The organism is Streptomyces sp. NPDC001056 (genome assembly GCF_053598955.1).
This window is the reverse complement of sequence record NZ_JBSFLI010000008.1, coordinates 183,114-208,387: the sequence shown is the minus strand read 5'-3', so window position 1 is coordinate 208,387 and position 25,274 is coordinate 183,114. Positions and strand designations below refer to the sequence as shown.

General features: G+C 70.8%; 24 protein-coding genes. 1 reads left to right on the top strand and 23 read right to left on the bottom strand.

Translation table 11 applies throughout. From position 1 onward, the window contains the following. Window positions 1-118: 118 nt before the first annotated feature. From rpoZ to pyrR, 11 genes are all read right to left on the bottom strand, one after another. Entirely contained in the window at window positions 119-391 is a 273-nt protein-coding gene (rpoZ, locus tag ACWDD7_RS12935) for a DNA-directed RNA polymerase subunit omega (protein WP_005319902.1), read from the bottom strand. Between the two features lie 53 nt (window positions 392-444). Next, complete coding sequence (gene gmk / locus ACWDD7_RS12930) at window positions 445-1,002, bottom strand: guanylate kinase (RefSeq protein ID WP_285560871.1); 558 nt, start codon at window positions 1,000-1,002, stop codon at window positions 445-447. Between the two features lie 60 nt (window positions 1,003-1,062). Next, window positions 1,063-1,386, bottom strand: a complete 324-nt coding sequence (locus ACWDD7_RS12925; protein ID WP_037651003.1) for an integration host factor — start codon at window positions 1,384-1,386, stop codon at window positions 1,063-1,065. Window positions 1,387-1,655: 269 nt separating this feature from the next. Continuing rightward, window positions 1,656-2,510: an orotidine-5'-phosphate decarboxylase gene (pyrF, locus tag ACWDD7_RS12920; protein WP_351865802.1), complete on the bottom strand. Its 855-nt coding sequence runs from the start codon at window positions 2,508-2,510 to the stop codon at window positions 1,656-1,658. Then, the gene (locus ACWDD7_RS12915) at window positions 2,507-3,613 is read right to left on the bottom strand and encodes a quinone-dependent dihydroorotate dehydrogenase (protein ID WP_351865804.1); all 1,107 of its coding nucleotides are present in this window, start codon (window positions 3,611-3,613) and stop codon (window positions 2,507-2,509) included. Before ACWDD7_RS12915 ends, pyrF begins: the two co-directional genes overlap by 4 nt. 83 nt (window positions 3,614-3,696) lie before the next feature. Continuing rightward, complete coding sequence (gene carB / locus ACWDD7_RS12910; RefSeq protein WP_351865807.1) at window positions 3,697-7,005, bottom strand: carbamoyl-phosphate synthase large subunit; 3,309 nt, start codon at window positions 7,003-7,005, stop codon at window positions 3,697-3,699. Then, window positions 6,998-8,140, bottom strand: coding sequence for a glutamine-hydrolyzing carbamoyl-phosphate synthase small subunit (gene carA / locus ACWDD7_RS12905; RefSeq protein WP_392214847.1), 1,143 nt, complete (start codon window positions 8,138-8,140; stop codon window positions 6,998-7,000). Before carA ends, carB begins: the two co-directional genes overlap by 8 nt. Then, window positions 8,137-8,697, bottom strand: coding sequence for a PH-like domain-containing protein (locus ACWDD7_RS12900; protein WP_392214845.1), 561 nt, complete (start codon window positions 8,695-8,697; stop codon window positions 8,137-8,139). Before ACWDD7_RS12900 ends, carA begins: the two co-directional genes overlap by 4 nt. Next, entirely contained in the window at window positions 8,694-9,980 is a 1,287-nt protein-coding gene (locus ACWDD7_RS12895) for a dihydroorotase (protein WP_450457357.1), read from the bottom strand. The genes ACWDD7_RS12900 and ACWDD7_RS12895 overlap by 4 nt, the downstream gene beginning before the upstream one ends. 4 nt (window positions 9,981-9,984) lie before the next feature. After that, window positions 9,985-10,962 carry an aspartate carbamoyltransferase catalytic subunit gene (locus tag ACWDD7_RS12890; RefSeq protein WP_450457356.1) on the bottom strand — a complete coding sequence of 326 codons (978 nt, stop codon included), beginning with the start codon at window positions 10,960-10,962 and terminating at the stop codon, window positions 9,985-9,987. 89 nt (window positions 10,963-11,051) lie between these two features. Next, on the bottom strand, window positions 11,052-11,624 hold the full coding sequence (pyrR, locus tag ACWDD7_RS12885; RefSeq protein ID WP_450457355.1) for a bifunctional pyr operon transcriptional regulator/uracil phosphoribosyltransferase PyrR: 573 nt from the start codon (window positions 11,622-11,624) through the stop codon (window positions 11,052-11,054). Window positions 11,625-11,878: 254 nt separating this feature from the next. Between pyrR and bldD the strand changes: the two genes are divergently transcribed. Then, complete coding sequence (gene bldD, locus ACWDD7_RS12880; protein ID WP_014671524.1) at window positions 11,879-12,382, top strand: transcriptional regulator BldD; 504 nt, start codon at window positions 11,879-11,881, stop codon at window positions 12,380-12,382. A 241-nt stretch (window positions 12,383-12,623) separates the two neighbouring features. Here the strand turns inward: bldD and nusB are convergent, their stop codons facing one another. The 12 genes from nusB to ACWDD7_RS12820 form a co-directional block, all read right to left on the bottom strand. After that, the gene (gene nusB / locus ACWDD7_RS12875) at window positions 12,624-13,052 is read right to left on the bottom strand and encodes a transcription antitermination factor NusB (protein WP_351865821.1); all 429 of its coding nucleotides are present in this window, start codon (window positions 13,050-13,052) and stop codon (window positions 12,624-12,626) included. A 2-nt stretch (window positions 13,053-13,054) separates the two neighbouring features. Next, the gene (gene efp / locus ACWDD7_RS12870) at window positions 13,055-13,621 is read right to left on the bottom strand and encodes an elongation factor P (RefSeq protein WP_285560852.1); all 567 of its coding nucleotides are present in this window, start codon (window positions 13,619-13,621) and stop codon (window positions 13,055-13,057) included. Window positions 13,622-13,665: 44 nt separating this feature from the next. Further along, on the bottom strand, window positions 13,666-14,772 hold the full coding sequence (locus ACWDD7_RS12865) for an aminopeptidase P family protein (protein ID WP_450457354.1): 1,107 nt from the start codon (window positions 14,770-14,772) through the stop codon (window positions 13,666-13,668). Window positions 14,773-14,922: 150 nt separating this feature from the next. Next, window positions 14,923-15,927: an AAA family ATPase gene (locus ACWDD7_RS12860; RefSeq protein WP_450457353.1), complete on the bottom strand. Its 1,005-nt coding sequence runs from the start codon at window positions 15,925-15,927 to the stop codon at window positions 14,923-14,925. Window positions 15,928-16,089: 162 nt separating this feature from the next. Further along, window positions 16,090-17,181, bottom strand: a complete 1,092-nt coding sequence (aroB, locus tag ACWDD7_RS12855; protein WP_450457352.1) for a 3-dehydroquinate synthase — start codon at window positions 17,179-17,181, stop codon at window positions 16,090-16,092. After that, complete coding sequence (locus ACWDD7_RS12850; protein WP_450457351.1) at window positions 17,178-17,693, bottom strand: shikimate kinase; 516 nt, start codon at window positions 17,691-17,693, stop codon at window positions 17,178-17,180. Before ACWDD7_RS12850 ends, aroB begins: the two co-directional genes overlap by 4 nt. Further along, entirely contained in the window at window positions 17,690-18,874 is a 1,185-nt protein-coding gene (aroC, locus tag ACWDD7_RS12845) for a chorismate synthase (RefSeq protein WP_351865835.1), read from the bottom strand. The genes ACWDD7_RS12850 and aroC overlap by 4 nt, the downstream gene beginning before the upstream one ends. Before the next feature lie 215 nt (window positions 18,875-19,089). Continuing rightward, window positions 19,090-19,929 (bottom strand): shikimate dehydrogenase, encoded by an 840-nt coding sequence (locus tag ACWDD7_RS12840; RefSeq protein ID WP_392214836.1) that lies wholly within the window; start codon window positions 19,927-19,929, stop codon window positions 19,090-19,092. Then, window positions 19,910-21,607, bottom strand: a complete 1,698-nt coding sequence (mltG, locus tag ACWDD7_RS12835; protein WP_450457350.1) for an endolytic transglycosylase MltG — start codon at window positions 21,605-21,607, stop codon at window positions 19,910-19,912. The genes ACWDD7_RS12840 and mltG overlap by 20 nt, the downstream gene beginning before the upstream one ends. Window positions 21,608-21,728: 121 nt before the next feature. Next, window positions 21,729-22,193 (bottom strand): Holliday junction resolvase RuvX, encoded by a 465-nt coding sequence (gene ruvX / locus ACWDD7_RS12830; RefSeq protein ID WP_351865843.1) that lies wholly within the window; start codon window positions 22,191-22,193, stop codon window positions 21,729-21,731. 45 nt (window positions 22,194-22,238) lie between these two features. Further along, entirely contained in the window at window positions 22,239-24,911 is a 2,673-nt protein-coding gene (gene alaS / locus ACWDD7_RS12825) for an alanine--tRNA ligase (RefSeq protein WP_450457349.1), read from the bottom strand. Then, a complete protein-coding gene (locus ACWDD7_RS12820; protein WP_450457348.1) occupies window positions 24,911-25,270 on the bottom strand; it encodes a hypothetical protein in 360 nt (119 codons plus the stop codon). Before ACWDD7_RS12820 ends, alaS begins: the two co-directional genes overlap by 1 nt. Window positions 25,271-25,274: the final 4 nt, after the last annotated feature.

Genomic DNA, 25,274 nt, shown 5'->3' with positions numbered 1-25,274 from the left:
AACACCCATGACACACCACAGGCCCGGCAGTGTGACTGCCGGGCCTGTGGAAAAACCATCTGCGGTCTGAACGTACGACCGGGCGCGCCCTCGAAATACCGGGCGAATCCGTGACGTACTACTGCGCGGGGCCCTCGATGGCCTCGGAGGTCAGCAGACCGGCGTTGATCTCGCGCAGGGCGATCGAGAGCGGCTTCTCGTGGACATGGGTGTCAACGAGCGGACCCACGTACTCAAGGAGGCCCTCACCGAGCTGCGAGTAGTACGCGTTGATCTGGCGAGCACGCTTGGCCGCGTAGATCACGAGGCTGTACTTCGAGTCGGTGGCCTCGAGGAGCTCGTCGATCGGCGGGTTGATGATGCCCTCGGGCGCGGTGATGGAAGAGGACACGCTCTACCTTCCGATGGATGGAAAAGAATCGATGATCGTGATCAGCGTCACGATTACACAACGTCCATCAAGGCTAGCAGCTCACGGGCCACGTCCTCGACGGAGGTGTTGACCAGGGTCTCGTCGAACTCCGGCTCGGCCGCCAGTTCGGTCCTGGCCGCCTCCAGGCGGCGCTCGATGACCTCGGGCGACTCGGTGCCCCGGCCGGTCAGCCTGCGCACCAGCTCCTCCCAGGAGGGGGGAGCCAGGAACACCAGCCGTGCGTCGGACATGGACTCACGGACCTGGCGGGCGCCCTGGAGGTCGATCTCCAGCAGGACGGGCTCACCCTTCTCCAGCCGCTCCAGGACGGCGGCGCGGGGCGTGCCGTACCGGTTGCCGGCGAACTCGGCCCATTCCAGCAGCTCGCCGTTGGCGATCAGCTTGTCCATCTCCTCGTCGGTGACGAAGAAGTAGTGGACTCCGTGCTGCTCACCGGGGCGCGGCTTACGGGTCGTCGCCGACACCGAGAGCCAGACCTCGGGGTGTTCCTTGCGCATATGGGCGACGACCGTGCTCTTGCCGACCCCCGAGGGGCCGGAGAGCACGGTCAGCCGCGGACGTTCACTCATGCAGTGATTATTCCAGCAATCCCGGAGTGCCCGGGACTCCGGTCCGGCGCGGGCCCGGACTCAGGCGCCGGTGCTGCCGAACTCACGCTCCAGGGAAGCGATCTGGTTGGAACCGAGACCGCGCACCCGGCGGCTCTCGGAGATGCCCAGACGCTCCATGATCTGCTTGGCGCGGACCTTGCCCACGCCCGGCATGGACTCAAGCAGCGCGGAGACCTTCATCTTGCCGATGACGTCGTTCTCCTGGCCCTGCTTGATGACCTCGTGCAGGGAGGCGCCGGAGTGCTTGAGTCGATTCTTGACCTCGGCCCGCTCCCGGCGAGCCGCGGCGGCCTTTTCGAGCGCGGCTGCGCGCTGTTCAGGGGTAAGGGGCGGAAGAGCCACGCCTACGTCACCTCGGATGTCGAACTGTCGGATACGGACCGGTGAGGAACCTAGTCGCCCCACACCTGGGGAGCCACGAGCAACACGCTTGCCCGTTCACCCTCGCTCGGAGACTAGCGGCCAAGTCCGCCAGAGTCAGCGAGAACAGCGGAAAAGTCCTGGTCAGCCTCCGTCAGGCCGGACATTTCAGACATATTGCCCTTGATTTGAGGATGTATTCACACTCAATTCGGCACCGGTCCGCTCAGCCGAGCGCCTGCCGGCGGGTGTCAGCCCCCGTCGACGGCCGTCCTGATCTCCTCCGCGAAGCGCTCGGCCGCCGCGCGCAGCGCCCCGACGTCGGGTCCGTGACGCAGCACACCCCGGCTGACGTTCGGCACGACGTTGCGCACGGCCGCCCCGAAGACCGACGGGAGGTCGGCCGGGGTCGCGCCCTGGGCGCCGATGCCGGGCGCGAGCAGCGGGCCGTTGATGTCCAGGTCGTACGCGGACAGGTCGCCGAGGGTGGCGCCGACGACCGCGCCGAAGGAGCCCAGCGGCTCCTGTCCCGCGTTCTCGGCCGCCAGGTGGGCCAGCATGGTCGCGCCCACGCTGCGACCGTCGGCGCGCACCGCGTGCTGCACCTCGCCGCCCTCCGGGTTGGAGGTCAGCGCCAGCACGAACAGCCCGGCGCCGTTCTCCTTCGCCAGCGCCACGGCCGGGCTCAGCGAGCCGTAGCCGAGGTACGGCGAGACGGTCAGCGCGTCGGAGGACAGCGGGGCGTCCTTGCGCAGGAACGCCTCGGCGTAGGCGGCCATGGTCGAGCCGATGTCGCCGCGCTTGGCGTCCATCACGACCAGGGCGCCGGCCGCGCGCGCCTCCTGGACCGACTTCTCCAGGACGGCGAGGCCGCGCGAGCCGAACCGCTCGAAGAACGCGCTCTGCGGCTTCAGCACGGCCACCCGGTCGGCCATGGCCTCGACCACGGTGCGGCTGAACCGCTCCAGGCCCGCCACGTCGTCGCCGAGGCCCCACTCGGCGAGCAGGGAGGCGTGCGGGTCGATGCCGACGCACAGCGGGCCGCGCTCGTCCATGGCGCGGCGCAGACGGGCGCCGAAGGGCTCGATCGGGCTCGGGCTGGTCATCGGGGCTTCCTCACGTCGGCGCCGACCGCGTCGGCGAGGGTGGCGTACGGGCTGGTGCGCAGGCGGGCGGCGAGGCCCTTGTGGATCGCGCGGCACCAGAAGGGGCCCTCGTAGATGAAGGCGCTGTAGCCCTGGACCAGCGTGGCGCCGGCCAGGATGCGCTGCCAGGCGTCCTCGGCGGTCTCGATGCCGCCGACGCCCACCAGGGTGATCCGGTCGCCCACGCGCGCGTACAGGCGGCGCAGGACCTCCAGGGAGCGGGCCTTGAGCGGCGCGCCGGACAGGCCGCCGGTCTCCCCGACCAGCGCGGCCGGGGACCTCAGGCCGAGGCCGTCGCGGGCGATGGTGGTGTTGGTGGCGATGATGCCGTCCAGGCCCAGCTCCACGGCCAGGTCGGCGACGGCGTCGATGTCCTCGTCGGCCAGGTCCGGGGCGATCTTCACCAGGAGCGGGACGCGGCGGCTCGCGACCGTGCGGTCGGCGGCCTCGCGGACGGCGGTCAGCAGCGGGCGCAGGTGGTCCACCGCCTGGAGGTTGCGCAGGCCGGGCGTGTTCGGCGAGGAGACGTTGACGACCAGGTAGTCGGCGTACGGCGCGAGGCGCTCGGCGGACTTCACGTAGTCGGCGACGGCCTCCGCCTCCGGGACGACCTTGGTCTTGCCGATGTTGACGCCGACCACGGTCCTGAAGACGGGCTCGCGGGTGGCCAGGCGGGCCGCCACGGTCAGCGAGCCGTCGTTGTTGAAGCCCATGCGGTTGATCAGCGCGCGGTCGGCGACGAGGCGGAACAGCCGCTTCTTGGGGTTGCCGGGCTGCGGCTCGCCGGTGACCGTGCCGATCTCGACGTGGTCGAAGCCCAGCATCGACATCCCGTCGATCGCCACGGCGTTCTTGTCGAAACCGGCGGCGAGCCCGAACGGGCCGTGCATCCGCAGCCCGAACGCCTCGGTGCGCAGCTCCTTGTGGCGGGGCGCGAGGGCCGCCGCGACGAAGGTGCGCAGCACCGGGACGCGCGCGGCGAGCCGGATCCAGCGGAAGGCGAGGTAGTGGGCCTTCTCGGGGTCCATCCGTGTGAAGACCAGACGGAAGAACAGCTTGTACATCTGGGAAAGTCCTCTGGGTTCTCATGCGGACCAGGGTCCTCATGAAGAGGGGGACACCGTTTCCGGTGTCCCCCTCGGGGCTGCTAGTCGCGGGCCGCGGTCAGGTGTTCCGCGTGTTCCTGGAGCGAGCGGACGCCCACGTCGCCGTGGTTGAGGGCGTCGATGCCCTGGACGGCCGCGGCGAGGGCCTGGACGGTCGTCAGGCACGGCACGGAGCGGGCGACGGCGGCCGTGCGGATGTCGTAGCCGTCGAGGCGGCCGCCGGTGCCGTACGGGGTGTTGACGATGAGGTCGACCTCGCCGTCGTGGATGAGCTGGACGATCGTCTTCTCACCGTTGGGACCGGTGCCCTCGGACTGCTTGCGCACCACGGTGGCGTTGATGCCGTTGCGCCTGAGGACCTCGGCGGTGCCGGAGGTCGCCAGCAGCTCGAAGCCGTGGGCGACCAGCTCGCGGGCCGGGAAGATCATCGAGCGCTTGTCGCGGTTGGCGACCGAGATGAACGCGCGGCCCTTGGTGGGCAGCGGGCCGTAGGCGCCCGCCTGCGACTTGGCGTAGGCCGTGCCGAAGACGGAGTCGATGCCCATGACCTCGCCGGTGGAGCGCATCTCCGGGCCGAGGACGGTGTCCACGCCGCGGCCCTGGATGTCGCGGAAGCGCGACCACGGCATCACGGCCTCCTTGACGGAGATCGGCGCGTCCAGCGGCAGTTCGCCGCCGTCGCCGTTCCTCGGCAGCAGCCCCTCCGCGCGCAGCTCGGCGATGGTCGCGCCCAGCGAGATGCGGGCGGCGGCCTTGGCGAGCGGCACCGCGGTCGCCTTGGAAGTGAAGGGGACCGTACGGGAGGCACGCGGGTTGGCCTCCAGGACGTAGAGGATGTCCCCCGCCATGGCGAACTGGATGTTGATCAGGCCGCGCACGCCGACGCCCTTGGCGATGGCCTCGGTGGAGGCGCGCAGCCGCTTGATGTCGAAGCCGCCGAGCGTGATCGGGGGCAGGGCGCACGCCGAGTCGCCGGAGTGGATGCCGGCCTCCTCGATGTGCTCCATGACGCCGCCGAGGTACAGCTCCTCGCCGTCGTAGAGGGCGTCGACGTCGATCTCGATCGCGTCGTCCAGGAAGCGGTCGACGAGGACCGGCCGGGAGGGGCTGATCTCGGTGGACTCGGCGATGTAGGCGGCGAGGCGGGTCTCGTCGTAGACGATCTCCATGCCGCGCCCGCCGAGCACGTACGACGGCCGCACCAGGACCGGGTAGCCGATCTCGTCGGCGATGGCCTTGGCCCCGGCGAAGGTGGTGGCGGTGCCGTGCTTGGGGGCCGGCAGGCCCGCCTCGGCGAGGACGCGGCCGAAGGCGCCGCGGTCCTCGGCGGCGTGGATGGCCTCGGGGGAGGTGCCCACGACCGGCACGCCGTTGTCCTTGAGGGCCTGCGCCAGGCCGAGCGGGGTCTGGCCGCCGAGCTGGACGATGACGCCCGCGACGGGTCCCGCCTGCTGCTCGGCGTGCACGATCTCCAGGACGTCCTCCAGGGTGAGCGGCTCGAAGTAGAGCCGGTCGGAGGTGTCGTAGTCGGTGGAGACGGTCTCCGGGTTGCAGTTGACCATCACGGTCTCGTACCCGGCGTCGGACAGCGCGAAGGAGGCGTGGACGCAGGAGTAGTCGAACTCGATGCCCTGGCCGATGCGGTTGGGGCCGGAGCCGAGGATGATGACGGCCGGCTTCTCGCGCGGGGCGACCTCCGACTCCTCGTCGTAGGCGGAGTAGAAGTACGGCGTACGGGCGGCGAACTCGGCGGCGCAGGTGTCGACCGTCTTGTAGACCGGGCGGATGCCGAGGGCGTGCCGGACCTCGCGGACGACGTCCTCGCGCAGGCCGCGGATCTCGGCGATCTGCTGGTCGGAGAAGCCGTGCCGCTTGGCCTCGGCGAGCAGGTCGCCGGTCAGCTCGTCGGCCTCGGCCAGCTCGTCCGCGATCTCCTTGATGAGGAACAGCTGGTCCACGAACCAGGGGTCGATCTTCGTGTACGCGAAGACCTCCTCCGGGGTGGCGCCGGCGCGGATGGCCTGCATGACGGTGTTGATCCGGCCGTCGGTGGGCCGCACCGCCTCGCGCAGCAGGGTCTCCTTGTCGCCGGGCTCGCCGGTGAAGGCGAACTGGCTGCCCTTCTTCTCCAGCGAGCGCAGCGCCTTCTGGAAGGCCTCGGGGAAGTTGCGGCCGATGGCCATGGCCTCGCCGACCGACTTCATGGTGGTGGTCAGCGTGGAGTCGGCCTGCGGGAACTTCTCGAAGGCGAACCGGGGCGCCTTGACGACGACGTAGTCGAGCGTGGGCTCGAAGGAGGCCGGGGTCTCCTGGGTGATGTCGTTCGGGATCTCGTCCAGGGTGTAGCCGACGGCCAGCTTGGCGGCGATCTTCGCGATCGGGAAGCCGGTCGCCTTGGAGGCGAGGGCCGAGGAGCGGGAGACGCGCGGGTTCATCTCGATGACGATGACGCGGCCGTCCTCGGGGTCGACCGCGAACTGGATGTTGCAGCCGCCGGTGTCGACGCCGACCTCGCGGATCACGGCGATGCCGATGTCGCGCAGGATCTGGTACTCGCGGTCGGTGAGCGTCATCGCGGGCGCGACGGTGATGGAGTCACCGGTGTGCACGCCCATGGGGTCGAAGTTCTCGATGGAGCAGACGACCACGACGTTGTCGTTCTTGTCGCGCATCAGCTCCAGCTCGTACTCCTTCCAGCCGAGGATGGACTCCTCCAGGAGCACCTCGGTGGTCGGCGAGAGGGTGAGGCCCTGGCCGGCGATGCGGCGCAGCTCCTCCTCGTCGTGGGCGAAGCCGGAGCCGGCGCCGCCCATGGTGAAGGAGGGGCGCACGACGACGGGGTAGCCGCCGAGCGTCTCGACGCCCTTGAGGACGTCGTCCATGGAGTGGCAGATCACCGAGCGGGCGGACTCGCCGTGCCCGATCTTGCGGCGGACCTCCTCCACGACGTCCTTGAACAGGTCGCGGTCCTCGCCCTTGTGGATGGCCTCGGGCTTGGCGCCGATCAGCTCGACCCCGTACTTGGCCAGGACGCCGTTCTCGTGCAGCGAGATGGCGGTGTTCAGGGCCGTCTGGCCGCCCAGGGTGGGCAGCAGGGTGTCGGGGCGCTCCTTGGCGATGATCTTCTCGACGAACTCGGGGGTGATCGGCTCGACGTAGGTGGCGTCGGCGATCTCCGGGTCGGTCATGATCGTCGCCGGGTTGGAGTTGACGAGGATGACGCGCAGGCCCTCGGCCTTGAGCACGCGGCACGCCTGGGTGCCGGAGTAGTCGAACTCGGCGGCCTGGCCGATGACGATCGGGCCGGAGCCGATGACCAGGACGGACTGGATATCGGTGCGCTTAGGCACGCTGGCCCTCCATCAGGGAAACGAAGCGGTCGAACAGGTAGGCGGCGTCGTGCGGACCGGCCGCCGCTTCGGGGTGGTACTGGACGGAGAAGGCGGGCTGGTCGAGCAGCTGGAGCCCCTCCACGACGTCGTCGTTCAGGCAGACGTGCGAGACCTCGGCACGGCCGAATCTGGTGTCGCTGACCTGGTCGAGGGGCGCGTCGACGGCGAAGCCGTGGTTGTGCGCGGTGACCTCGACCTTGCCGGTCGTACGGTCCTGGACCGGCTGGTTGATGCCCCGGTGGCCGTACTTCAGCTTGTAGGTGCCGAAGCCGAGGGCGCGCCCGAGGATCTGGTTGCCGAAGCAGATGCCGAACAGCGGCGTCCTGCGCTCCAGGACGGCGGTCATCAGGGCGACCGGACCGTCGGCGGTGGCGGGGTCGCCGGGGCCGTTGGAGAAGAACACGCCGTCGGGGGCGACGGCGTAGACCTCGTCGGCGGTGGCGGTGGCGGGCAGGACGTGCACCTCGATGCCGCGCTCGGCCATGCGGTGCGGGGTCATGCCCTTGATGCCGAGGTCGATGGCGGCGACGGTGAACTTCTTCTCGCCGATCGCGGGGACGACGTACGCCTCCTTGGTCGCGACCTCCTCGTACAGGCTCGCGCCCTTCATGTGCGGCTGGGCCTGCACACGGGCGAGGAGTTCGGAGTCGGCGGCGATCGCCTCGCCGGAGAAGACGCCGGCCCGCATGGAGCCGCGCTCGCGCAGGTGGCGGGTGAGGGCGCGGGTGTCGATGCCGGAGATGCCGACGACGCCCTGGCGCTCCAGTTCGTCGTCCAGGGAGCGCTTCGAGCGCCAGTTGGACGGCACGCGCGCGGGGTCGCGGACCACGTAGCCGGAGACCCAGATGCGGGCCGACTCGTCGTCCTCGTCGTTCCAGCCGGTGTTGCCGATCTGCGGGGCGGTGGCGACGACGATCTGGCGGTCGTACGACGGGTCGGTCAGGGTCTCCTGGTAGCCGGTCATGCCGGTGGAGAACACGGCCTCGCCGAAGGTCTCCCCCACGGCCCCGTAGGCACGGCCGCGGAAGGTGCGGCCGTCCTCCAGGACGAGTACGGCGGGAACCTTCGCGGCTCCCCTGGTGGAGGTCGTCATCGTGCGCCTTCCGTGTCGTTGATCATGTGGTTCAGGGTGTCGACCCATTCGGGGTGCTCGGCCGCGTGGTCGGAGCGGAAGCCCGAGTCGATCAGTTTGTCGCCGTGCGCCCAGGTCACCACCAGCAGTCCGCCCTCGGTGAGGACCTTGCCGGCGATGCCCTTGTCGAGCCGGGCCTCGCGCAGCGCGGCGGCGGGGATGAAGAAGTCGTTCGCCCCGGGGCGTTCGACCTCCAGGCCCGCGTCGGTGAGGGTGAGCTCGGCCAGGCTGCGGGTGCCCAGGCCGTGGGCCACGATGCGGTCCAGCCACTGCCCGGCGGTGGTGGAGCCGTGGTAGCGGCCGCTCATGCTCAGTCTCACCGGGCCGGTCTCCTCGGGCGCGCCGGGCAGCTCCGGGATGTCGCTCTGGAGGGTGGCGCGCCACTTCCAGCCCTCGCGCATCAGCCAGTAGACGAGCGCGATGAAGAGCAGGAGACCGACGAGCCAGCCGATGCGCGCCGGCCAGTCGGTGACCGGTGCCGACTTCTCGGCCTCGGCCAGGAGGATTACAGGTGTCACGTGAGCTTCCCGTCGACGAGCGTGGCCTTGCCCCGCAGCCACGTGTGCGTCACACGGCCCGGCAGCTCGCGTCCCTGGTAGGGGGTGTTGCGGCTGCGCGAGGCGAAGCCCGCGGGGTCCACCTGGCCACGGTATGCCGTGTCGACCAGGGTGAGGTTGGCAGGCTCACCGGCCGAGACGGGACGGCCGTGTCCGGTGGCCCCTCCGATCCGCGCGGGCTTGGCGGACATGCGGTCGGCGACGCCGGCCCAGTCCAGCAGGCCCGTGTCGACCATGGTCTCCTGGACCACCGACAGCGCGGTCTCCAGGCCGACCATGCCCATGGCGGCCGCGGCCCACTCGCAGTCCTTGTCCTCGTGCGGGTGCGGGGCGTGGTCGGTGGCGACGATGTCGATCGTGCCGTCGGCGAGCGCCTCGCGCAGGGCCATGACGTCGCGCTCGGTGCGCAGCGGCGGGTTGACCTTGTAGACGGGGTCGTAGGTGCGCACCAGTTCGTCGGTGAGCAGCAGGTGGTGCGGGGTGACCTCGGCGGTGACCCGGATACCGCGGGACTTGGCCCAGCGGACGATCTCGACGGAGCCGGCGGTCGACAGGTGGCAGATGTGGACGCGGGAGCCCACGTGCTCCGCGAGCAGCACGTCGCGGGCGATGATCGACTCCTCGGCGACGGCCGGCCAGCCGCCCAGGCCCAGTTCGGCGGAGACGACGCCCTCGTTCATCTGGGCGCCCTCGGTCAGCCGGGGCTCCTGGGCGTGCTGGGCGACGACGCCGTCGAAGGCCTTCACGTACTCCAGGGCGCGGCGCATGATCACCGCGTCGTCCACGCACTTGCCGTCGTCGGAGAAGACGGTGACCCCGGCGGCCGACTCGTGCATGGCGCCGAGTTCGGCGAGCTTCCTGCCCTCCAGGCCCACGGTCACGGCGCCGATGGGCTGGACGTCGCAGTAGCCGTGCTCCTTGCCGAGCCGCCAGACCTGCTCGACGACGCCGGCGGTGTCGGCGACGGGGAAGGTGTTGGCCATGGCGAAGACGGCCGTGTAGCCGCCGCTCGCGGCCGCGCGGGTGCCGGTGAGGACGGTCTCGGAGTCCTCGCGGCCGGGCTCGCGCAGATGGGTGTGCAGGTCGACCAGGCCCGGCAGCAGCACCTTGCCGTCGGCCTCGATCACCTCGGCGCCCTCGGCGCTGAGGCCGGTGCCCACCTCGGCGATGGTCTCGCCGTCGATCAGCACGTCCTGCGGCTCGCCGCCCAGCACCTTCGCACCGCGGATAAGGATCTTGCTCATGTTCTTACTTCTCCTCAGTGCGAAGGGGGGAGGCGGCGGGCTCGTTGCCGCCGAGCAGCAGGTACAGGACGGCCATCCGGATGGACACGCCGTTGGCGACCTGTTCGACGGCGGTGCAGCGGTCGGAGTCGGCGACCTCGGCGGTGATCTCCATGCCGCGCACCATCGGGCCGGGGTGCATCACGATGGCGTGCTCGGGCAGCTTGGCCATGCGGTCGCCGTCGAGGCCGTAGCGCCGGGAGTACTCGCGCTCGGTCGGGAAGAACGCGGCGTTCATCCGCTCGCGCTGCACGCGCAGCATCATCACCGCGTCGGTCTTGGGCAGCGTGCTGTCGAGGTCGTACGAGACCGCGCAGGGCCAGGACTCGACGCCGACCGGGAGCAGGGTGGGCGGGGCGACCAGGGTGACCTCGGCGCCGAGGGTGTGCAGCAGGTCGACGTTGGAGCGGGCGACCCGGCTGTGCAGGACGTCGCCGACGAGGGTGACGCGCTTGCCGGCCAGGTCCTGGCCGAGGCCCGCGTCGCGGCCGACCAGGCGGCGGCGCATGGTGAAGGCGTCCAGGAGGGCCTGGGTGGGGTGCTGGTGGGTGCCGTCGCCGGCGTTGATCACGGCGGCGTCGATCCAGCCGGAGGTGGCGAGGCGGTAGGGCGCGCCGGAGGCGCCGTGCCGGATGACGACGGCGTCGACGCCCATCGCCTCCAGGGTCTGGGCGGTGTCCTTCAGGGACTCGCCCTTGGACACGCTCGACCCCTTGGCGGAGAAGTTGATGACGTCCGCGGACAGGCGCTTCTCGGCGGCCTCGAAGGAGATCCGGGTGCGCGTGGAGTCCTCGAAGAAGAGGTTCACCACGGTGCGGCCGCGCAGGGTCGGCAGTTTCTTGATCGGCCGGTCCGCGACCCGGGCCATCTCCTCGGCGGTGTCGAGGATCAGGACGGCGTCGTCGCGGGAGAGGTCGGCGGCCGAGATGAGATGACGCTGCATCTGTCAGGCTCCGTAAGGCAGTTCGGGAGGTTCGGGGCAAACCCGGGCGCGGGCGGGTACGCCGAAGCGACCCTTGTGCGCCTGAGTCGCTACTGGTCGGCCGGCTTCACACCGAGCAGCACGGTGTCGCGACCGTCCTCCTCGGCGAGCTGGACCTTGACCGTCTCCCGCAACGACGTGGGGAGGTTCTTGCCGACGTAGTCGGCGCGGATCGGCAGTTCGCGGTGGCCGCGGTCGACCAGGACCGCGAGCTGGACCGCGCGCGGGCGCCCGAGGTCGTTCAGGGCGTCGAGGGCGGCGCGGATGGTGCGGCCCGAGAAGAGCACGTCGTCCACGAGGACGACCAGCTTGCCGTCGAGGCCGTCGCCGGGGATCTCGGTGCGGGCCAGCGCACGCGGCGGGTGCATGCGCAGGTCGTCGCGGTACATGGTGATGTCGAGGGAGCCGACCGGGATGGCGCGGTCGGTGATCTGCGCGAGCTTGGCTGCCAGCCGCTGGGCGAGGAAGACGCCCCGGGTCGGAATGCCGAGGAGCACCACGTCGTCGGCGCCCTTGGCGCGCTCGACGATCTCGTGGGCGATGCGGGTCAGCACCCGCGCGATGTCGGGGCCCTCAAGAACGGGCCGGGCATCGGCCGCCTGGGGGTGGGCGTTCGTGTCCATAGAAAACGGACCTCCTTCTCCGCCTCACGGGACGGACCTTAAAGGACGTCGGAATTGCGCCATCCACGGTAGCAGGTCCCCAGGGGGGTCTCCGGTCACCCCCTTGGCCCAAGCGATGTTCACTACCACGGAAGCGTCGGGGTGGCCCATTCGGCTTGACGCAGAAGAATCACGCTGCGTAACCTCACAGTGAGTTACCAAAACGCGCGGCGGGAAGACAGCCGGCCGCGTCGACACAGTGTCCGGGGAGCTATATGTCCAGCGAATACGCCAAACAGCTCGGGGCCAAGCTCCGGGCCATCCGCACCCAGCAGGGCCTTTCCCTCCACGGTGTCGAGGAGAAGTCCCAGGGTCGCTGGAAGGCCGTGGTGGTGGGTTCGTACGAGCGCGGCGACCGTGCCGTGACCGTACAGCGCCTTGCCGAGCTGGCCGACTTCTATGGCGTCCCGGTACAGGAGCTTCTGCCGGGCACCACGCCCGGCGGCGCCGCCGAGCCGCCGCCGAAGCTGGTCCTCGACCTGGAGCGGCTGGCCACCGTGCCGGCCGAGAAGGCGGGCCCCCTGCAGCGCTACGCGGCGACCATCCAGTCCCAGCGCGGCGACTACAACGGCAAGGTGCTGTCCATCCGCCAGGACGACCTGCGCACACTCGCCGTCATCTACGACCAGTCCCCGTCGGTCCTCACCGAGCAGCTGATCAGCTGGGGCGTCCTGGACGCGGACGCCCGCCGCGCGGTCGCCACGCACGAAGAGGCGTGACGGCGTAGGGAGCTACGCAGAAACGTGTCGCCGGGGTGGCCTGAACCATACGGTTCGGGCCACCCCGGCGACGTTTTCCACGACTGTTCCGGGCCCCGTCGATGCCGGTGGCCGCGAACATGCCTGAGGGGCGCGGGGAACCGCGCACAGGCCACGGACAACCCGCGGCCACCGTGTCGCAGCTCCCTGCGCCCCTCTGGGCGGTCTTTCCGGCCGAGCCCGAGCCCGGCGGAGCCGGCGGCTAAGCCCGGCGGAGCGACGGCTTCAGCTCCTTGAGCCGCCCCAGCAGACCATTGACGAACGAGGGCGACTCATCGGTCGAGAACTCCTTCGCCAGCTGCACCATCTCGTCCAGCACGACGGCGTCCGGGGTCTCGTCCACCCAGATCAGCTCGTATGCGCCCAGCCGCAGGATGTTGCGGTCCACGACCGGCATCCGGTCGAGCGTCCACCCGACGGCGTACTGGGCGATCAGCTCGTCGATGCGCCGGGCGTGCTCGGCGTACCCCTCGACCAGCTGCATCGTGTACTCGCTGACCGGCGGCTGCCGGGTGTCGGACCGGGACAGCCGGATCCAGTCGGCGAGGACCGTGAGGACGTCGGCGCCGCGCTGGTCGCCCTCGAAGAGGATCTGGAAGGCGCGCTTGCGGGCCGTGTTACGGGCAGCCACGGTTAGCTGTTCACCCGGCCGAGGTAGTCGCTCGTACGGGTGTCGACCTTGATCTTCTCGCCGGTGGTGATGAAGAGCGGGACCTGGATCTGGTGGCCGGTCTCCAGGGTGGCGGGCTTGGTGCCACCGGTGGAGCGGTCGCCCTGGACGCCCGGCTCGGTCTCCTGGATGGTCAGCTCGACGGCGGCGGGCAGCTCCACGAAGAGCACCTCGCCCTCGTGCTGCGCGACGGTCGCGGTGAAGCCCTCGATGAGGAAGTTGGCGGCGTCGCCGACGGCCTTGCGGTCGACCATCAGCTGGTCGTAGGTCTCCATGTCCATGAAGACGAAGTAGTCGCCGTCCATGTACGAGAACTGCATGTCGCGCTTGTCGACAGTGGCGGTCTCGACCTTGACACCGGCGTTGAAGGTCTTGTCGACGACCTTGCCGGAGAGCACGTTCTTGAGCTTGGTGCGCACGAAGGCCGGGCCCTTGCCGGGCTTGACGTGCTGGAACTCGACGACGGACCAGAGCTGGCCGCCTTCGAGCTTGAGCACCAGGCCGTTCTTGAGGTCGTTCGTGGAAGCCACGGTTGCGGAATCTCCTGGACTGACGTACGACCCCGGGTCACGCGCTACAGCGCGAGCAGCTCCTTGGTCGTGATGGTGAGTAGCTCGGGTCCGCCGTCCGCCTCGGGGCGCACGACGAGCGTGTCATCGATCCGGACACCGCCCCGGCCCGGGAGGTGGACCCCCGGTTCGACGGTGACCGGCACGCAAGCGTCCAGTTTACCCATGGCCGCGGGCGTCAGCTGCGGGTCCTCGTCGATTTCGAGTCCGACGCCGTGGCCGGTGAGCGGTGGCAGGGCCTCCGCATAGCCCGCGGAGTCCAGCACCTGGCGTGCCGCGCGGTCCACGTCACGGTACGCGGCGCCGGGGGCGAGGGCCTCGCGTCCGGCGCGCTGGGCGGAGAAGACCAGGTCGTACAGCTGGATCTGCCAGTCCGCCGGCGAGGTGCCGATGACGAACGTACGGCCGATCTCGCAGCGGTAGCCGCGATAGGTGGCGCCGAGGCAGACGGAGAGGAAATCCCCCTCCTCCACGCGCCGGTCGGTGGGCCGGTGGCCGCGGCGGCCGGAGTTCGGGCCGGTGGCGACGGAGGTGGGGAAGGCCGGGCCGTCGGCGCCGTGGTCGACCAGGCGGCGCTCCAGCTCCAGGGCGAGGTGCCGCTCGGTGCGGCCGACCAGGATCGACTCCAGCAGCTCGCCGAGGGCCTGGTCGGCGATCTCGGCGCCGATCCGCAGGCAGGAGATCTCCTCCTCGTCCTTGACGATCCGGAGCTGTTCCACGGCGCCGCCGACGTCGGTGAGACGCAGGGCGGGGGCGACGGCGGAGATGGCCCGGTGCCGGGTGACCGTCAGATGGTGTTCCTCGACGGCGAGGGAGTCCGCGCCCTGGTTCCGGGCGAGGCCCGCGGCGGTCACGGCGGTGTCGCCGCCCCGCGCGGGGAGGACGTGCACCCGCAGGCTGTCGTCCGGGCGGCCCTCGAAGGGACGGTCGTCGGGCGGGACCACGCACACCAGGAGGTCCTCGTGACTGCCGAGGAGCAGCACGGCGCCGTGCGGGGCGGCGCCCGCGAGGTAGCGCACGTTGGCGGGGCGGGTGACGAGCGCTGCCGCGGTGCCGGCCGCGTTGAAGTGGTCCCGGAGGCGGGATCGGCGGTTCGCGTACACCTCTGACATGAGATGAGCTTAGGAGTTTTATGTCGTTTATGCCGATTTATAGCGGCCGAGCGGGGACCGGAGAGGGGCTCCATGGCCGGCGCGCGGGTGGCGGCGGGCTTGTCACGGCCGTTCCCGCGCCCCGCGGGCGCCGGACCGGGGCCCCTGCGATCACCAGTTCGGTGGGCTCGCTATCGCCCTCGCCAGGACCTCGTCCAGGACCCTCGCCGTGCCCGGGACGTCCAGCTGCGAGTTGTCGACGATCGGAAGGCCCGAGCCGTACCAGCCGGCCATGCGGCCGTGGATGCGGGCGACCTCCTCGTCGGTGAGGCGGCGGTTGCCCGAGCGTTCGGCGTTGCGCTCCAGGACGACGTCCAGGCCGGGCAGCAGGACGACCGGGAGCAGGCCGGGACCGACGTGGCGCTTCCAGCCGCCGAGGCCGACGACCGGGCGGTCCGGGAACACGGCGTCGTCCAGGATGCAGGAGATGCCGTTGGCCAGGAAGTTGCGCGCGGCGAAGCCGCAGGTGCGGCGGGCCAGGCGGTACTGGGCCTCCGAGTGGTCGTTCCAGCCGGACTGGGGGTCGGCGAAGCCGGAACGCACCCACTCGCGGACGTCGTCCAGGCTGATGTGAGCCGTGGGCACCCTGCGGTGGTCCGCCCAGTACTTCGCCACGCTGGTCTTGCCCGCACCGGCGGGGCCGATCAGCAGGACGGCCAGCGTGGTGGTCGTCGGATCGGGCATCGCGGCGGCGGTCGGCGCCGGCGTGGGCACTCCGAACGGCCCGCCGGGCGGCAGATGCACATGACCGGTGCTGTCGGGGGCGGGCGGAGCGGGCATCCGCCGCGGGGCGGGCGCCTGCGGCGGCGGGCCGGGGGGAGCCGGCGGCTGGGGGTGCCCCGGGGCGGAACGGTTCGGCGGGTGCGGATGCCCCGGCGGCACCGGACCCGAGGGCGCCAGGGGTCCCGGGTGTCCGGGCCCCGAAGGAGCCAGCGGCTGCGGCCCGCCCGGAGGGACCTGTCCCGACGGAGGCGGGAAGGGCGGGGGCGGGGCGACGGGGCCCTGGGCGGGGCCGGGGTGGTCGCCCGGGTGGTGCGCGGCCGGCGGCCAGCCGGTGTGCGGCCGGTGCCCCGGCTGGTGGGGCGGCGGCAGCGGAGAACCCACTGCGTGCTGCATCCGTTGCCACTCCGTCTCGTACAGGCAGTTGGGGGTGCAGGCGGCGGGGGGCGGGCCCCGCTCCTTTCCGAACGGTACCGTCCCCGGCCGTCGTTCGGTGAAACGGCCGGGGGCGGCCCGAAGTGCCCGACGCGCCGAAGAAAGTGGCGCGGCCTGCGAGGACTACTCGCCGACTTCCCCGTAGGCGGCCAGCAGGACGGCCGGGTCGGGGCCCTCCAGGACGGTCGGCTTGGCCAGCCCGTCCAGGACGATGAAGCGCAGCAGATCGCCGCGGGACTTCTTGTCGACCTTCATGTTCTCGACCAGCTTGGGCCACTGGTCGTAGCGGTAGTGCAGCGGCAGGCCCACGGACTCCAGGATCGCGCGGTGCCGGTCGGCGGTCGCGTCGTCCAACCGGCCCGCGAGGCGGCCGAGTTCGGCGGCGAAGTGCATGCCGACCGCGACCGCGGCGCCGTGCCGCCACTTGTAGCGCTCGTTCTTCTCGATGGCGTGGCCGAGCGTGTGGCCGTAGTTGAGGATCTCGCGGCGGCCCGACTCCTTCAGGTCCGAGGAGACGACCTCGGCCTTGACCCGGATCGAGCGCTCGATCAGTTCGGCCGTGTGCGGTCCCGCCGGGGTGCGCGCCGCCTCGGTGTCGGCCTCGATCAGGTCGAGGATCACCGGGTCGGCGATGAAGCCGGCCTTGATGATCTCGGCGAGTCCGGAGACGTAGTCGTTGACCGGCAGGGAGTCCAGGGCGGCCAGGTCGCACAGCACGCCGGCCGGCGGGTGGAAGGCGCCCACCAGGTTCTTGCCCTCGGCGGTGTTGATGCCGGTCTTGCCGCCGACCGCCGCGTCCACCATGGCGAGCACGGTGGTCGGTACGGCGATCCAGCGCACCCCGCGCAGCCAGGTCGCCGCCACGAAGCCCGCGAGGTCCGTGGTGGCGCCGCCGCCCACGCCGACGATGACGTCGGTGCGGGTGAAGTTGGACTGGCCGAGCGCCTTCCAGCAGTAGGCGGCGACCTCGGCGGTCTTGGCCTCCTCGGCGTTGGGCACCTGGATGGCGATGGCCTCGTAGCCCTGCTCGGCCAGGTCGGCGCGGAGGGCGTCCCCGGTCTCGGCCAGCGCCTCCGGGTGGACCACGGCCACGCGCTTGGCCTTGGGCCCGATCAACCCGGCCAGTTCGCCCAGGAGTTGACGGCCGACCAGCACCTCGTACGGGTCGGTGCCCGCGGTGCCCGCGACCTGGATCCGGGTGACTGCCTCGCTCATGCCTTCTTCAACTCCAGTGCGTCCAGCGCTGCTTGGGTGACCTCTTCGGGGGTGCGGCCGTCGGTGCCGACGACGGCGGTGGCGACCTCCTCGTACAGATGGCGCCGGGCCTCCATCAGCTCGCGCCACTGCTTGCGCGGGTTGACCGCGAGCAGCGGGCGGGCCACGTTCAGGCCGGTGCGCCGCACCGCCTCCTCGACGTCCATGGAGAGGTAGACGACCGGGTGCCGGGCGAGCAGCGCGCGGGTGTCCGCGTCGAGGACCGCGCCGCCGCCGAGCGCGAGGACGCCCTCGTGCTCGGCGAGCGCGGCGGCCACGGCCGCCTTCTCCAGCGCCCGGAAGAACTCCTCGCCCTCGTCCACGAAGATCTCGGAGATGGCCCGGCCCTCGGCGGCCACGATGTCGTCGTCGGTGTCCCGGTAGCCGGTGCCCAGCCGCTCGGCCAGCAGCCGGCCGACGGTGGACTTGCCGACGCCCATCGGGCCGACGAGGACCAGACGCGGCCCGCTCATCGGATTCGCAGGTTGTCGAGGTACGACCGGACGTTCCGGCGGGTCTCGGCCACCGAGTCGCCGCCGAACTTCTCCGCGACCGCGTCCGCCAGCACCAGCGCCACCATGGCCTCGGCCACGATGCCCGCGGCCGGCACGGCCGAGACGTCCGAGCGCTGGTGGTGGGCCTGCGCGGCCTCGCCGGTGGCCACGTCCACGGTCCGCAGCGCGCGCGGCACGGTCGCGATCGGCTTCATCGCGGCCCGCACCCGCAGCAGCTCGCCCGTGGACAGCCCGCCCTCGGTGCCGCCCGCGCGGCCGGAGACGCGCCGGATGCCCTCCGGGGTGCTCACGATCTCGTCGTGCGCCTTCGAACCCGGCACCCGCGCCAGCTCGAAGCCGTCACCGATCTCCACGCCCTTGATCGCCTGGATGCCCATCAGGGCCCCGGCCAGGCGCGCGTCCAGCTTGCGGTCCCAGTGCACGTGCGAGCCCAGGCCCACCGGAACGCCGTACGCCAGCACCTCGACCACGCCACCGAGGGTGTCACCGTCCTTGTGGGCCTGGTCGACCTCCGCCACCATCGCCTTCGACGCGTCCGCGTCCAGGCAGCGCAGCGGGTCCGCGTCCAGCTTCTCGACGTCGGCCGGCGTCGGGTACACCCCGGCGGGGGCCTTCACCGAGCACAGCTCGACCACATGCGAGACGATCTCGATCCCGGCCGTCTCCTTCAGGTACGACCGGGCCACCGCACCCAGCGCCACCCGGGCCGCCGTCTCACGGGCCGAGGCCCGCTCCAGGATCGGACGGGCCTCGTCGAAGCCGTACTTCTGCATGCCCGCGAGGTCCGCGTGACCGGGCCGCGGCCGGGTCAGCGGCGCGTTGCGCGCGAGCCCGTCGAGGATCTCGGCGTCGACCGGGTCGGCCGACATCACCTGCTCCCACTTCGGCCACTCGGTGTTGCCCACCATGATCGCGACCGGCGAACCGAGGGTCAGCCCGTGCCGGACACCACCCAGAAAGGTGACCTCGTCCCGCTCGAACTTCATCCGCGCACCGCGGCCATAGCCGAGCCGCCGCCGCGCGAGGTGGTCCGCCACCATCTCCGTGGTGATCGGTACGCCGGCGGGAAGGCCCTCCAGCGTCGCCACAAGTGCGGGACCGTGGGACTCCCCCGCGGTCAGCCAACGCAGCCTGCTCAACGGTGCTCCTCAGTGTTCGCGCCCGGTACTGCCCGGCGCACGCGTGCTCGCGGGCGCCGACGACGGGACCGGATGCGCGGCGCCGGTCCGCCACCTCCGATCCTCCCACGTCCGGGACGGGTGTCCGGTGTCCGGTCCAGCAAGCGGACGGGTCGTGGACGGCCGGCGGACGCGGTACGGGGAGGTCAGCGGGCGGCGGACGCGGTACGGGGAGGTCAGCGGGCGGCGAGCGCCTGTTCCCCGGCCCTGCGCATGGCCTCCAGCGGCGCCGGGGCGATCCCGGTCATCTGTTCGACCTGGAGCACGGCCTGGTGGACCAGCAGGTCGAGGCCGCCGACGACGGCGCCGCCGTACATGGACCAGCGGGCCGCCAGCTCGGTGGGCCAGGGCTCGTAGAGCACGTCGAACAGGGTGGCGGGGCGTTCGGGTACGGCGGCGGCGAGGGCGTCGGTGGTACCGGCGGGGGTGGTGGCGATCACCAGCGGGGCGCGCAGGGCCTCGGCCGCGTCCGACCAGTCGGCCGTGCGGACGTCCACGTCGAGGCGGCGGCCCCACTGGCGCATCTCCTCGGCGCGGGGCTCGCTGCGCACGTAGGCGACGACCTCGCCGGTGCAGACGCGGGACAGGGCGGCGAGCGCGGAGGAGGCGGTGGCGCCGGCACCGAGGATCGCGGCGGACTCCACCTGTTCGATGCCGTGTTCGCGCAGCGCGGCCACCATGCCCGGGATGTCGGTGTTGTCCCCTCGCTTACGGCCGTCCGCGTCGAACACCACCGTGTTGACGGCGTCCACGGCGGCGGCCGTCTCGCTGATCTGGTCCAGCAGCGGGATGACCGCCCGCTTCAGCGGCATGGTGAGCGACAGCCCCGCCCACTCGGGCCCGAGCCCCTCGAAGAAGGCGGGCAACGCGGCCTCGTCGACCTCGAAACGGTCGTACGACCAGCCGGCGAGCCCCAGTTCCTCGTAGGCCGCCCGGTGCAGCACCGGGGAGAGCGAGTGGGCGATGGGCTTTCCGAGCACGGCGGCCCGGCGGGCGTCAGTTGCCCGAGCTGGCATTGAACTTGTCCTTGAGCTGCTTGAATTCTTCGTAGGTGCGGGCGAATTCGGTATTGGTCGTACCGTCGGTCGCCACGAAATAGATCCAGCCGTCGTGGGTCGGATTCAGCGCCGCCTTGATCGCGTCCTCGCCGGGGTTGCCGATGGGACCGGGCGGAAGGCCCTTGTGGGTGTACGTGTTGTACGGGCTCTGGTTGCTGTTGATCTCCTTCTCGGAGATATGGATGTTACTGGTGCCCTTGGCGTAGTTGTACGTCGAGTCGAACTGCAGCAACTGGTTCGTCTCGGTGTTGGTGGGCTTGAGGCGGTTGTAGACCACCTCGGCCATCTTGCGGAAGTCGTCGTGGGTCTTGCCCTCCGCCTGCACCAGGCTCGCGACCGTGACCAGCTCGAAAGCGTCGTGCAGGCCCAGCGACCTGGCCTTCGCGTCCAGGCCGTAGGTGGCGTACCGCTCCTTGGCCTGGGCCACCATCTGCTTGAGGATCGTGTCCGGCTTCATGCCCTTGGCGGCCGGATAGGTGCCCGGGAAGAGGAAGCCCTCCAGCGGGTCCTTCATCTCGGGGCTGTTCTGCACCCAGGCCGGCATACCGAGGTCCCGGTATTCCTTCTTCGCGATCTTCTCGGTGCTGCCGGCGGAGATCTCAAGCTTCTTGTCGATGGCCTGGTAAACGGCGACATTCCGCTCGCCCGGCGTCACGATCACATTGTTCTGGCTCTTCGGGTCGAGCATCATGCGCACGGCGCTGGCCGCGGACATCTCCTTTTTCAGGAGATAGGCGCCGGCCTGGATCGAGTCGCCGCCCGGTGTCGTGCCCTGGGCGTGCACGAAGGCCTCGGCGCTCTTGACGACGCCGGCCTCCTTCAGCCGCCGTCCGATGTCCCAGCCGCCGGCGCCCTTGGGGATCTCGACGGTCACCGTCTCGCCGGTGCCCTCGCCCGCGTAGTCCGGAGCCGGGGCGAAACGATTTTGGTAGAACTTGTAGCCGTAGTACCCGACTCCGCCGAGGCCGCCGCCGAAGACCAGGACGACGACCATGCAGGCGCAGCCGGTACGCCGTTTCTTGCTCTTGACGGGTTTTCTGCCCTTGCCGCCGCGCCGCTCCCGGCGGCCGGCCAGCTCGTGCTCCTCGTCGTCGTCCTCGCCGCCGCCCGCGAAGAAGGCGTGCTCCTCCTCGTCGTCGGCGACGGAGTCCTGCTCGGGTTCGGCCTCGGGGCGCCTGCGGCCGGGCGGCTCCGGCGGCGGATAGGCGTCCTCGGTGCCGTAGAGGTCGGGCTGCTCGGCGCCGTACGCCACGGGTTGCTGACCGTAGGGGTCGCCCGGGTCGGCCGCGTAGGGCACCTGGCCGTGGGTGCCGGTCGCGTCCCAGCCCTGGTGGCCGGGGTGGCCCGGCTGCTGGGGCTGCTGCTGGTACTCCGGGTGCTGGCCCTGGTAATGGGGGTCGTACTGAGGATGTCCCTGGTCCCCGTAGTACGGGTACTGCTGACCGTCGTACCCCGGCTGCTGGCCCTGCGACCAGTCGCCGTACTGCTGCTGCTGAGGGTACTGCTGCTGCGACTGGCCGCCGTAGGCAGCCTGATGCCCGGCGTAAGCCTGCTGCCCTTCCCATCCGCCGTCCCCGTACAACGGGTCCTGCGGATGCCACGGTTCGGAGCCTGGGCCCCGGCCATACTCAGTCATCGATCCCCTAGAGCCGCGAGGCCGACGGTCACACGGCCGGGGGCCGGCTTCCGCTCCGCCTCTTGTTGTGCGTCGGCTGTTCGAACGCCGCCGCATCGCGCGGAACGTTACCGTATCGCGATCAGATGACCACTTCGACGCCCTCGCCTGGTGCCTTACCTGACACCCGTTCGGATTCGAGGGCCTGCTGAAGGATGATCACGGCCGCGGCCTGGTCGATGACGGCCCGGCCCTTCTTGGACTTCACGCCCGAGGCCCGCAGCCCCTGACTGGCCGTCACGGTCGTCATCCGCTCGTCCACGAGGCGGACCGGCACCGGTTTGATGCCCCTGGCCAGCTCCTGGGCGAAGGCGCGGACCTTGACGGCGGCCGGACCCTCGCCCCCCTTGAGGGAGCGAGGGAGACCGACGACTACCTCGATCGGCTCATACTCCGCCACCAGTTGACGCAACCGGCGGTGGGCGGCGGGGACGTCCCGGCCGGGGACCGTCTCCACCGGGGTGGCGAGGATCCCGTCGGGGTCGCACGAGGCGACCCCGATCCGGGCGTCCCCGACGTCGATCGAAAGCCGACGTCCTCTGCGCATTTCCGACTGTTTCCTTACTCGGATGTCAGTTGGCCGTCTCGCCCGTCACTTGGCGGTCTCGGCGACGAGACGCTCGACGGCCTCGGCGGCCTCGCCGACGGCGGCCGGGTTCTGGCCGCCGCCCTGGGCGACGTCCGGCTTGCCGCCACCGCCGCCGCCGAGGGTCTTGGCGGCCGTACGCACCAGGTCACCGGCCTTCAGGCCACGCTCGCGGGCGGCCTCGTTGGTGGCGATGACCGTCAGCGGCTTGCCGTTGTTCACCGTGAACAGGGCGACCACGGCGGCCCGGCCGCCCTGGATGCGGCCGCGCACGTCGAGGACCAGCTTGCGCAGGTCGTCCGGCGTGGTGCCGTCCGGCACCTGGCCGGTGACCAGGGCGATGCCCCGCACGTCCCTGGCGGACTCGGCGAGACCGCCGGCGGCCTGGAGCACCTTCTCGGCGCGGAACTTCTCGATCTCCTTCTCGGCGTCCTTCAGCTTGCCGAGCATGGCGGAGACCTTCTCCGGCAGCTCCTCCGAGCGGCCCTTGAGCAGCTCGGTCAGCTGGTTGACGACCGTGTGCTCACGGGCGAGGAAGTTGTAGGCGTCCACACCGACCAGGGCCTCGATACGGCGCACACCCGAGCCGATGGAGGACTCGCCGAGCAGCTTCACCAGCCCCAGCTGGGCGGTGTTGTGCACGTGCGTGCCGCCGCACAGCTCCTTGGAGAAGTCGCCGATGGTCACCACACGGACCCGCTCGCCGTACTTCTCGCCGAACTCGGCGATGGCGCCCTGCTTCTTGGCCTCGTCGATGCCCATGACCTCGGCGTGCACGTCGAGATCGCGGGCCAGCACCTCGTTGATCTTCTGCTCGACGTCGGTCATCACGGCCGTCGGCACGGCGGACGGCGACCCGAAGTCGAAACGGAAGCGGCCGGGCTGGTTCTCGGAACCGGCCTGGGCGGCCGTCGGGCCGAGGGCGTCGCGCAGGGCCTGGTGGGTGAGGTGGGTGGCCGAGTGGGCGCGGGCGATGGCCTTGCGGCGGCGGTTGTCGATGGAGGCGTGGGCCTTGGCGCCGACCGTCACCTCGCCGACCTGGACCACGCCCTTGTGGACGTAGACACCCGGCACCGGCTTCTGGCAGTCGCGGATCTCGATCACGGCGCCGGTGTCGACCTTGATGCGGCCGGTGTCGCCGATCTGGCCGCCGCCCTCGGCGTAGAACGGGGTGCGGTCCAGGACGACCTCCACCTCGTCGCCCTCGGAGGCGGCCGGGGAGGAGGCGCCGTCGACCAGCAGGCCGACGATGGTGGACTCGCCCTCGGTGTCGGTGTAGCCGATGAAGTCGGTGGCACCGGCGCTGTCGGCGATCTCGCGGTAGGCACCCAGGTCGGCGTGGCCGGTCTTCTTGGCCTGGGCGTCGGCCTTGGCGCGCTCCCGCTGCTCCTTCATCAAGCGCCGGAAGCCCTCCTCGTCCACGGACAGGCCCTGCTCGGCGGCCATCTCCAGGGTGAGGTCGATCGGGAAGCCCCACGTGTCGTGGAGCAGGAAGGCCTTCTCGCCGGACAGGACGGAACCACCGGACTGCTTGGTCTCGGTGACGGCGGTGTCCAGGATGTTGGTGCCGGCCTTCAGCGTCTTCAGGAAGGCGTTCTCCTCGGCGAGGGCGACCTTCTCGATGCGCTCGCGGTCGGTGACCAGCTCCGGGTACTGCCGGCCCATCATGCCGATCACGGTGTCGATCAGGTCCCTGACCACCGGACCGGTGGCACCGAGCAGGCGCATGTTGCGGATGGCGCGGCGCATGATGCGGCGCAGCACGTAGCCGCGGCCCTCGTTGCCCGGGGTGACGCCGTCGCCGATGAGCATCACGGACGTGCGCATGTGGTCGGTGACCACACGCAGGGAGACGTCCGAGTCGTGGGCGTCTCCGTAGCGGACGCCGGTCAGCTCGGTGGCCTTCTCGATGACGGCCATCGAGGTGTCGATCTCGTACATGTTCTGCACGCCCTGCAGAATCATGGCGAGGCGCTCAAGACCGAGGCCGGTGTCGATGTTCTTGCTGGGCAGGTCGCCGAGGATCTCGAAGTCGTCCTTGCCGGTGCCCTCGCCCCGCTCGTACTGCATGAAGACGAGGTTCCAGATCTCCACGTACCGCTCGTCGTTGACGGCCGGGCCGCCCTCGACGCCGAACTCGGGGCCGCGGTCGTAGTTGATCTCGGAGCAGGGGCCGCAGGGGCCGGGGACGCCCATGGACCAGAAGTTGTCCTTCTTGCCCAGGCGCTGGATGCGCTCCTTGGGCACGCCGACGACCTCGTGCCAGATCTGCTCGGCCTCGTCGTCGTCCTGGTAGACGGTGATCCACAGGCGCTCGGGGTCGAGGCCGTAACCGCCCTTGTCCCGGGCGCTGGTGAGCAGCTCCCAGGCGTACTTGATGGCGCCTTCCTTGAAGTAGTCGCCGAAGGAGAAGTTGCCGCACATCTGGAAGAACGTGCCGTGGCGGGTGGTCTTGCCGACCTCTTCGATGTCGGGCGTGCGCACGCACTTCTGCACGCTGGTGGCGCGCTGGAACGGCGGCTTGACCTCACCCAGGAAGTAGGGCTTGAAGGGCACCATGCCGGCGGGGACGAGGAGCAGAGTCGGGTCGTCCGCGATGAGCGACGCCGAAGGGACGACGGTGTGCCCGCGCTCCTCGAAGAAGCTCAGCCAGCGGCGGCGAATCTCGGCCGACTCCATCAGTGGTCCTCATTCCGGTTGTACGAGTGCATCGGGGATTCGATGTACTTCGGGTTGGTGCGGTTGGCGCTCGGGGTGTACTCGATGGCGGCGAGCCGCCGGGGGGCGGGAAGTCCGGGGTCCTCCTGGATGCCGAGGGCCTCCTGGAGCTCGTTCTCCCGCTGGGCCATGTTGTCGCGGACGTCGAGCGCGAAGCCGACCGCGCGGTCCTTCAGGCGCTGTCCGGTCTCCAGGGCCTTGTTGGCCGCGGTCGCGGCCAGGCTCTCGGGGGTCAGCTGCCGCAGCTTGCGGTTGACCTTGGTGGTGGCCCAGACGCCGGCGGCGACGCCGGTGGTGAACCAGAACGTACGGCGGAACATGGCT

Coding starts and splice junctions, on each gene's coding strand:
- gmk (WP_285560871.1), bottom strand. CDS start 1,002: ATGAGTGAACGTCCGCGGCTGACCGTGCTCTCCGGCCCCTCGGGGGTC.
- pyrF (WP_351865802.1), bottom strand. CDS start 2,510: ATGACCAGCCCGAGCCCGATCGAGCCCTTCGGCGCCCGTCTGCGCCGC.
- ACWDD7_RS12915 (WP_351865804.1), bottom strand. CDS start 3,613: ATGTACAAGCTGTTCTTCCGTCTGGTCTTCACACGGATGGACCCCGAG.
- carA (WP_392214847.1), bottom strand. CDS start 8,140: ATGACGACCTCCACCAGGGGAGCCGCGAAGGTTCCCGCCGTACTCGTC.
- ACWDD7_RS12895 (WP_450457357.1), bottom strand. CDS start 9,980: ATGAGCAAGATCCTTATCCGCGGTGCGAAGGTGCTGGGCGGCGAGCCG.
- ACWDD7_RS12890 (WP_450457356.1), bottom strand. CDS start 10,962: ATGCAGCGTCATCTCATCTCGGCCGCCGACCTCTCCCGCGACGACGCC.
- pyrR (WP_450457355.1), bottom strand. CDS start 11,624: ATGGACACGAACGCCCACCCCCAGGCGGCCGATGCCCGGCCCGTTCTT.
- bldD (WP_014671524.1), top strand. CDS start 11,879: ATGTCCAGCGAATACGCCAAACAGCTCGGGGCCAAGCTCCGGGCCATC.
- ACWDD7_RS12865 (WP_450457354.1), bottom strand. CDS start 14,772: ATGTCAGAGGTGTACGCGAACCGCCGATCCCGCCTCCGGGACCACTTC.
- ACWDD7_RS12860 (WP_450457353.1), bottom strand. CDS start 15,927: ATGCAGCACGCAGTGGGTTCTCCGCTGCCGCCGCCCCACCAGCCGGGG.
- aroB (WP_450457352.1), bottom strand. CDS start 17,181: ATGAGCGAGGCAGTCACCCGGATCCAGGTCGCGGGCACCGCGGGCACC.
- ACWDD7_RS12850 (WP_450457351.1), bottom strand. CDS start 17,693: ATGAGCGGGCCGCGTCTGGTCCTCGTCGGCCCGATGGGCGTCGGCAAG.
- ACWDD7_RS12840 (WP_392214836.1), bottom strand. CDS start 19,929: ATGCCAGCTCGGGCAACTGACGCCCGCCGGGCCGCCGTGCTCGGAAAG.
- mltG (WP_450457350.1), bottom strand. CDS start 21,607: ATGACTGAGTATGGCCGGGGCCCAGGCTCCGAACCGTGGCATCCGCAG.
- ruvX (WP_351865843.1), bottom strand. CDS start 22,193: ATGCGCAGAGGACGTCGGCTTTCGATCGACGTCGGGGACGCCCGGATC.
- alaS (WP_450457349.1), bottom strand. CDS start 24,911: ATGGAGTCGGCCGAGATTCGCCGCCGCTGGCTGAGCTTCTTCGAGGAG.
- ACWDD7_RS12820 (WP_450457348.1), bottom strand. CDS start 25,270: ATGTTCCGCCGTACGTTCTGGTTCACCACCGGCGTCGCCGCCGGCGTC.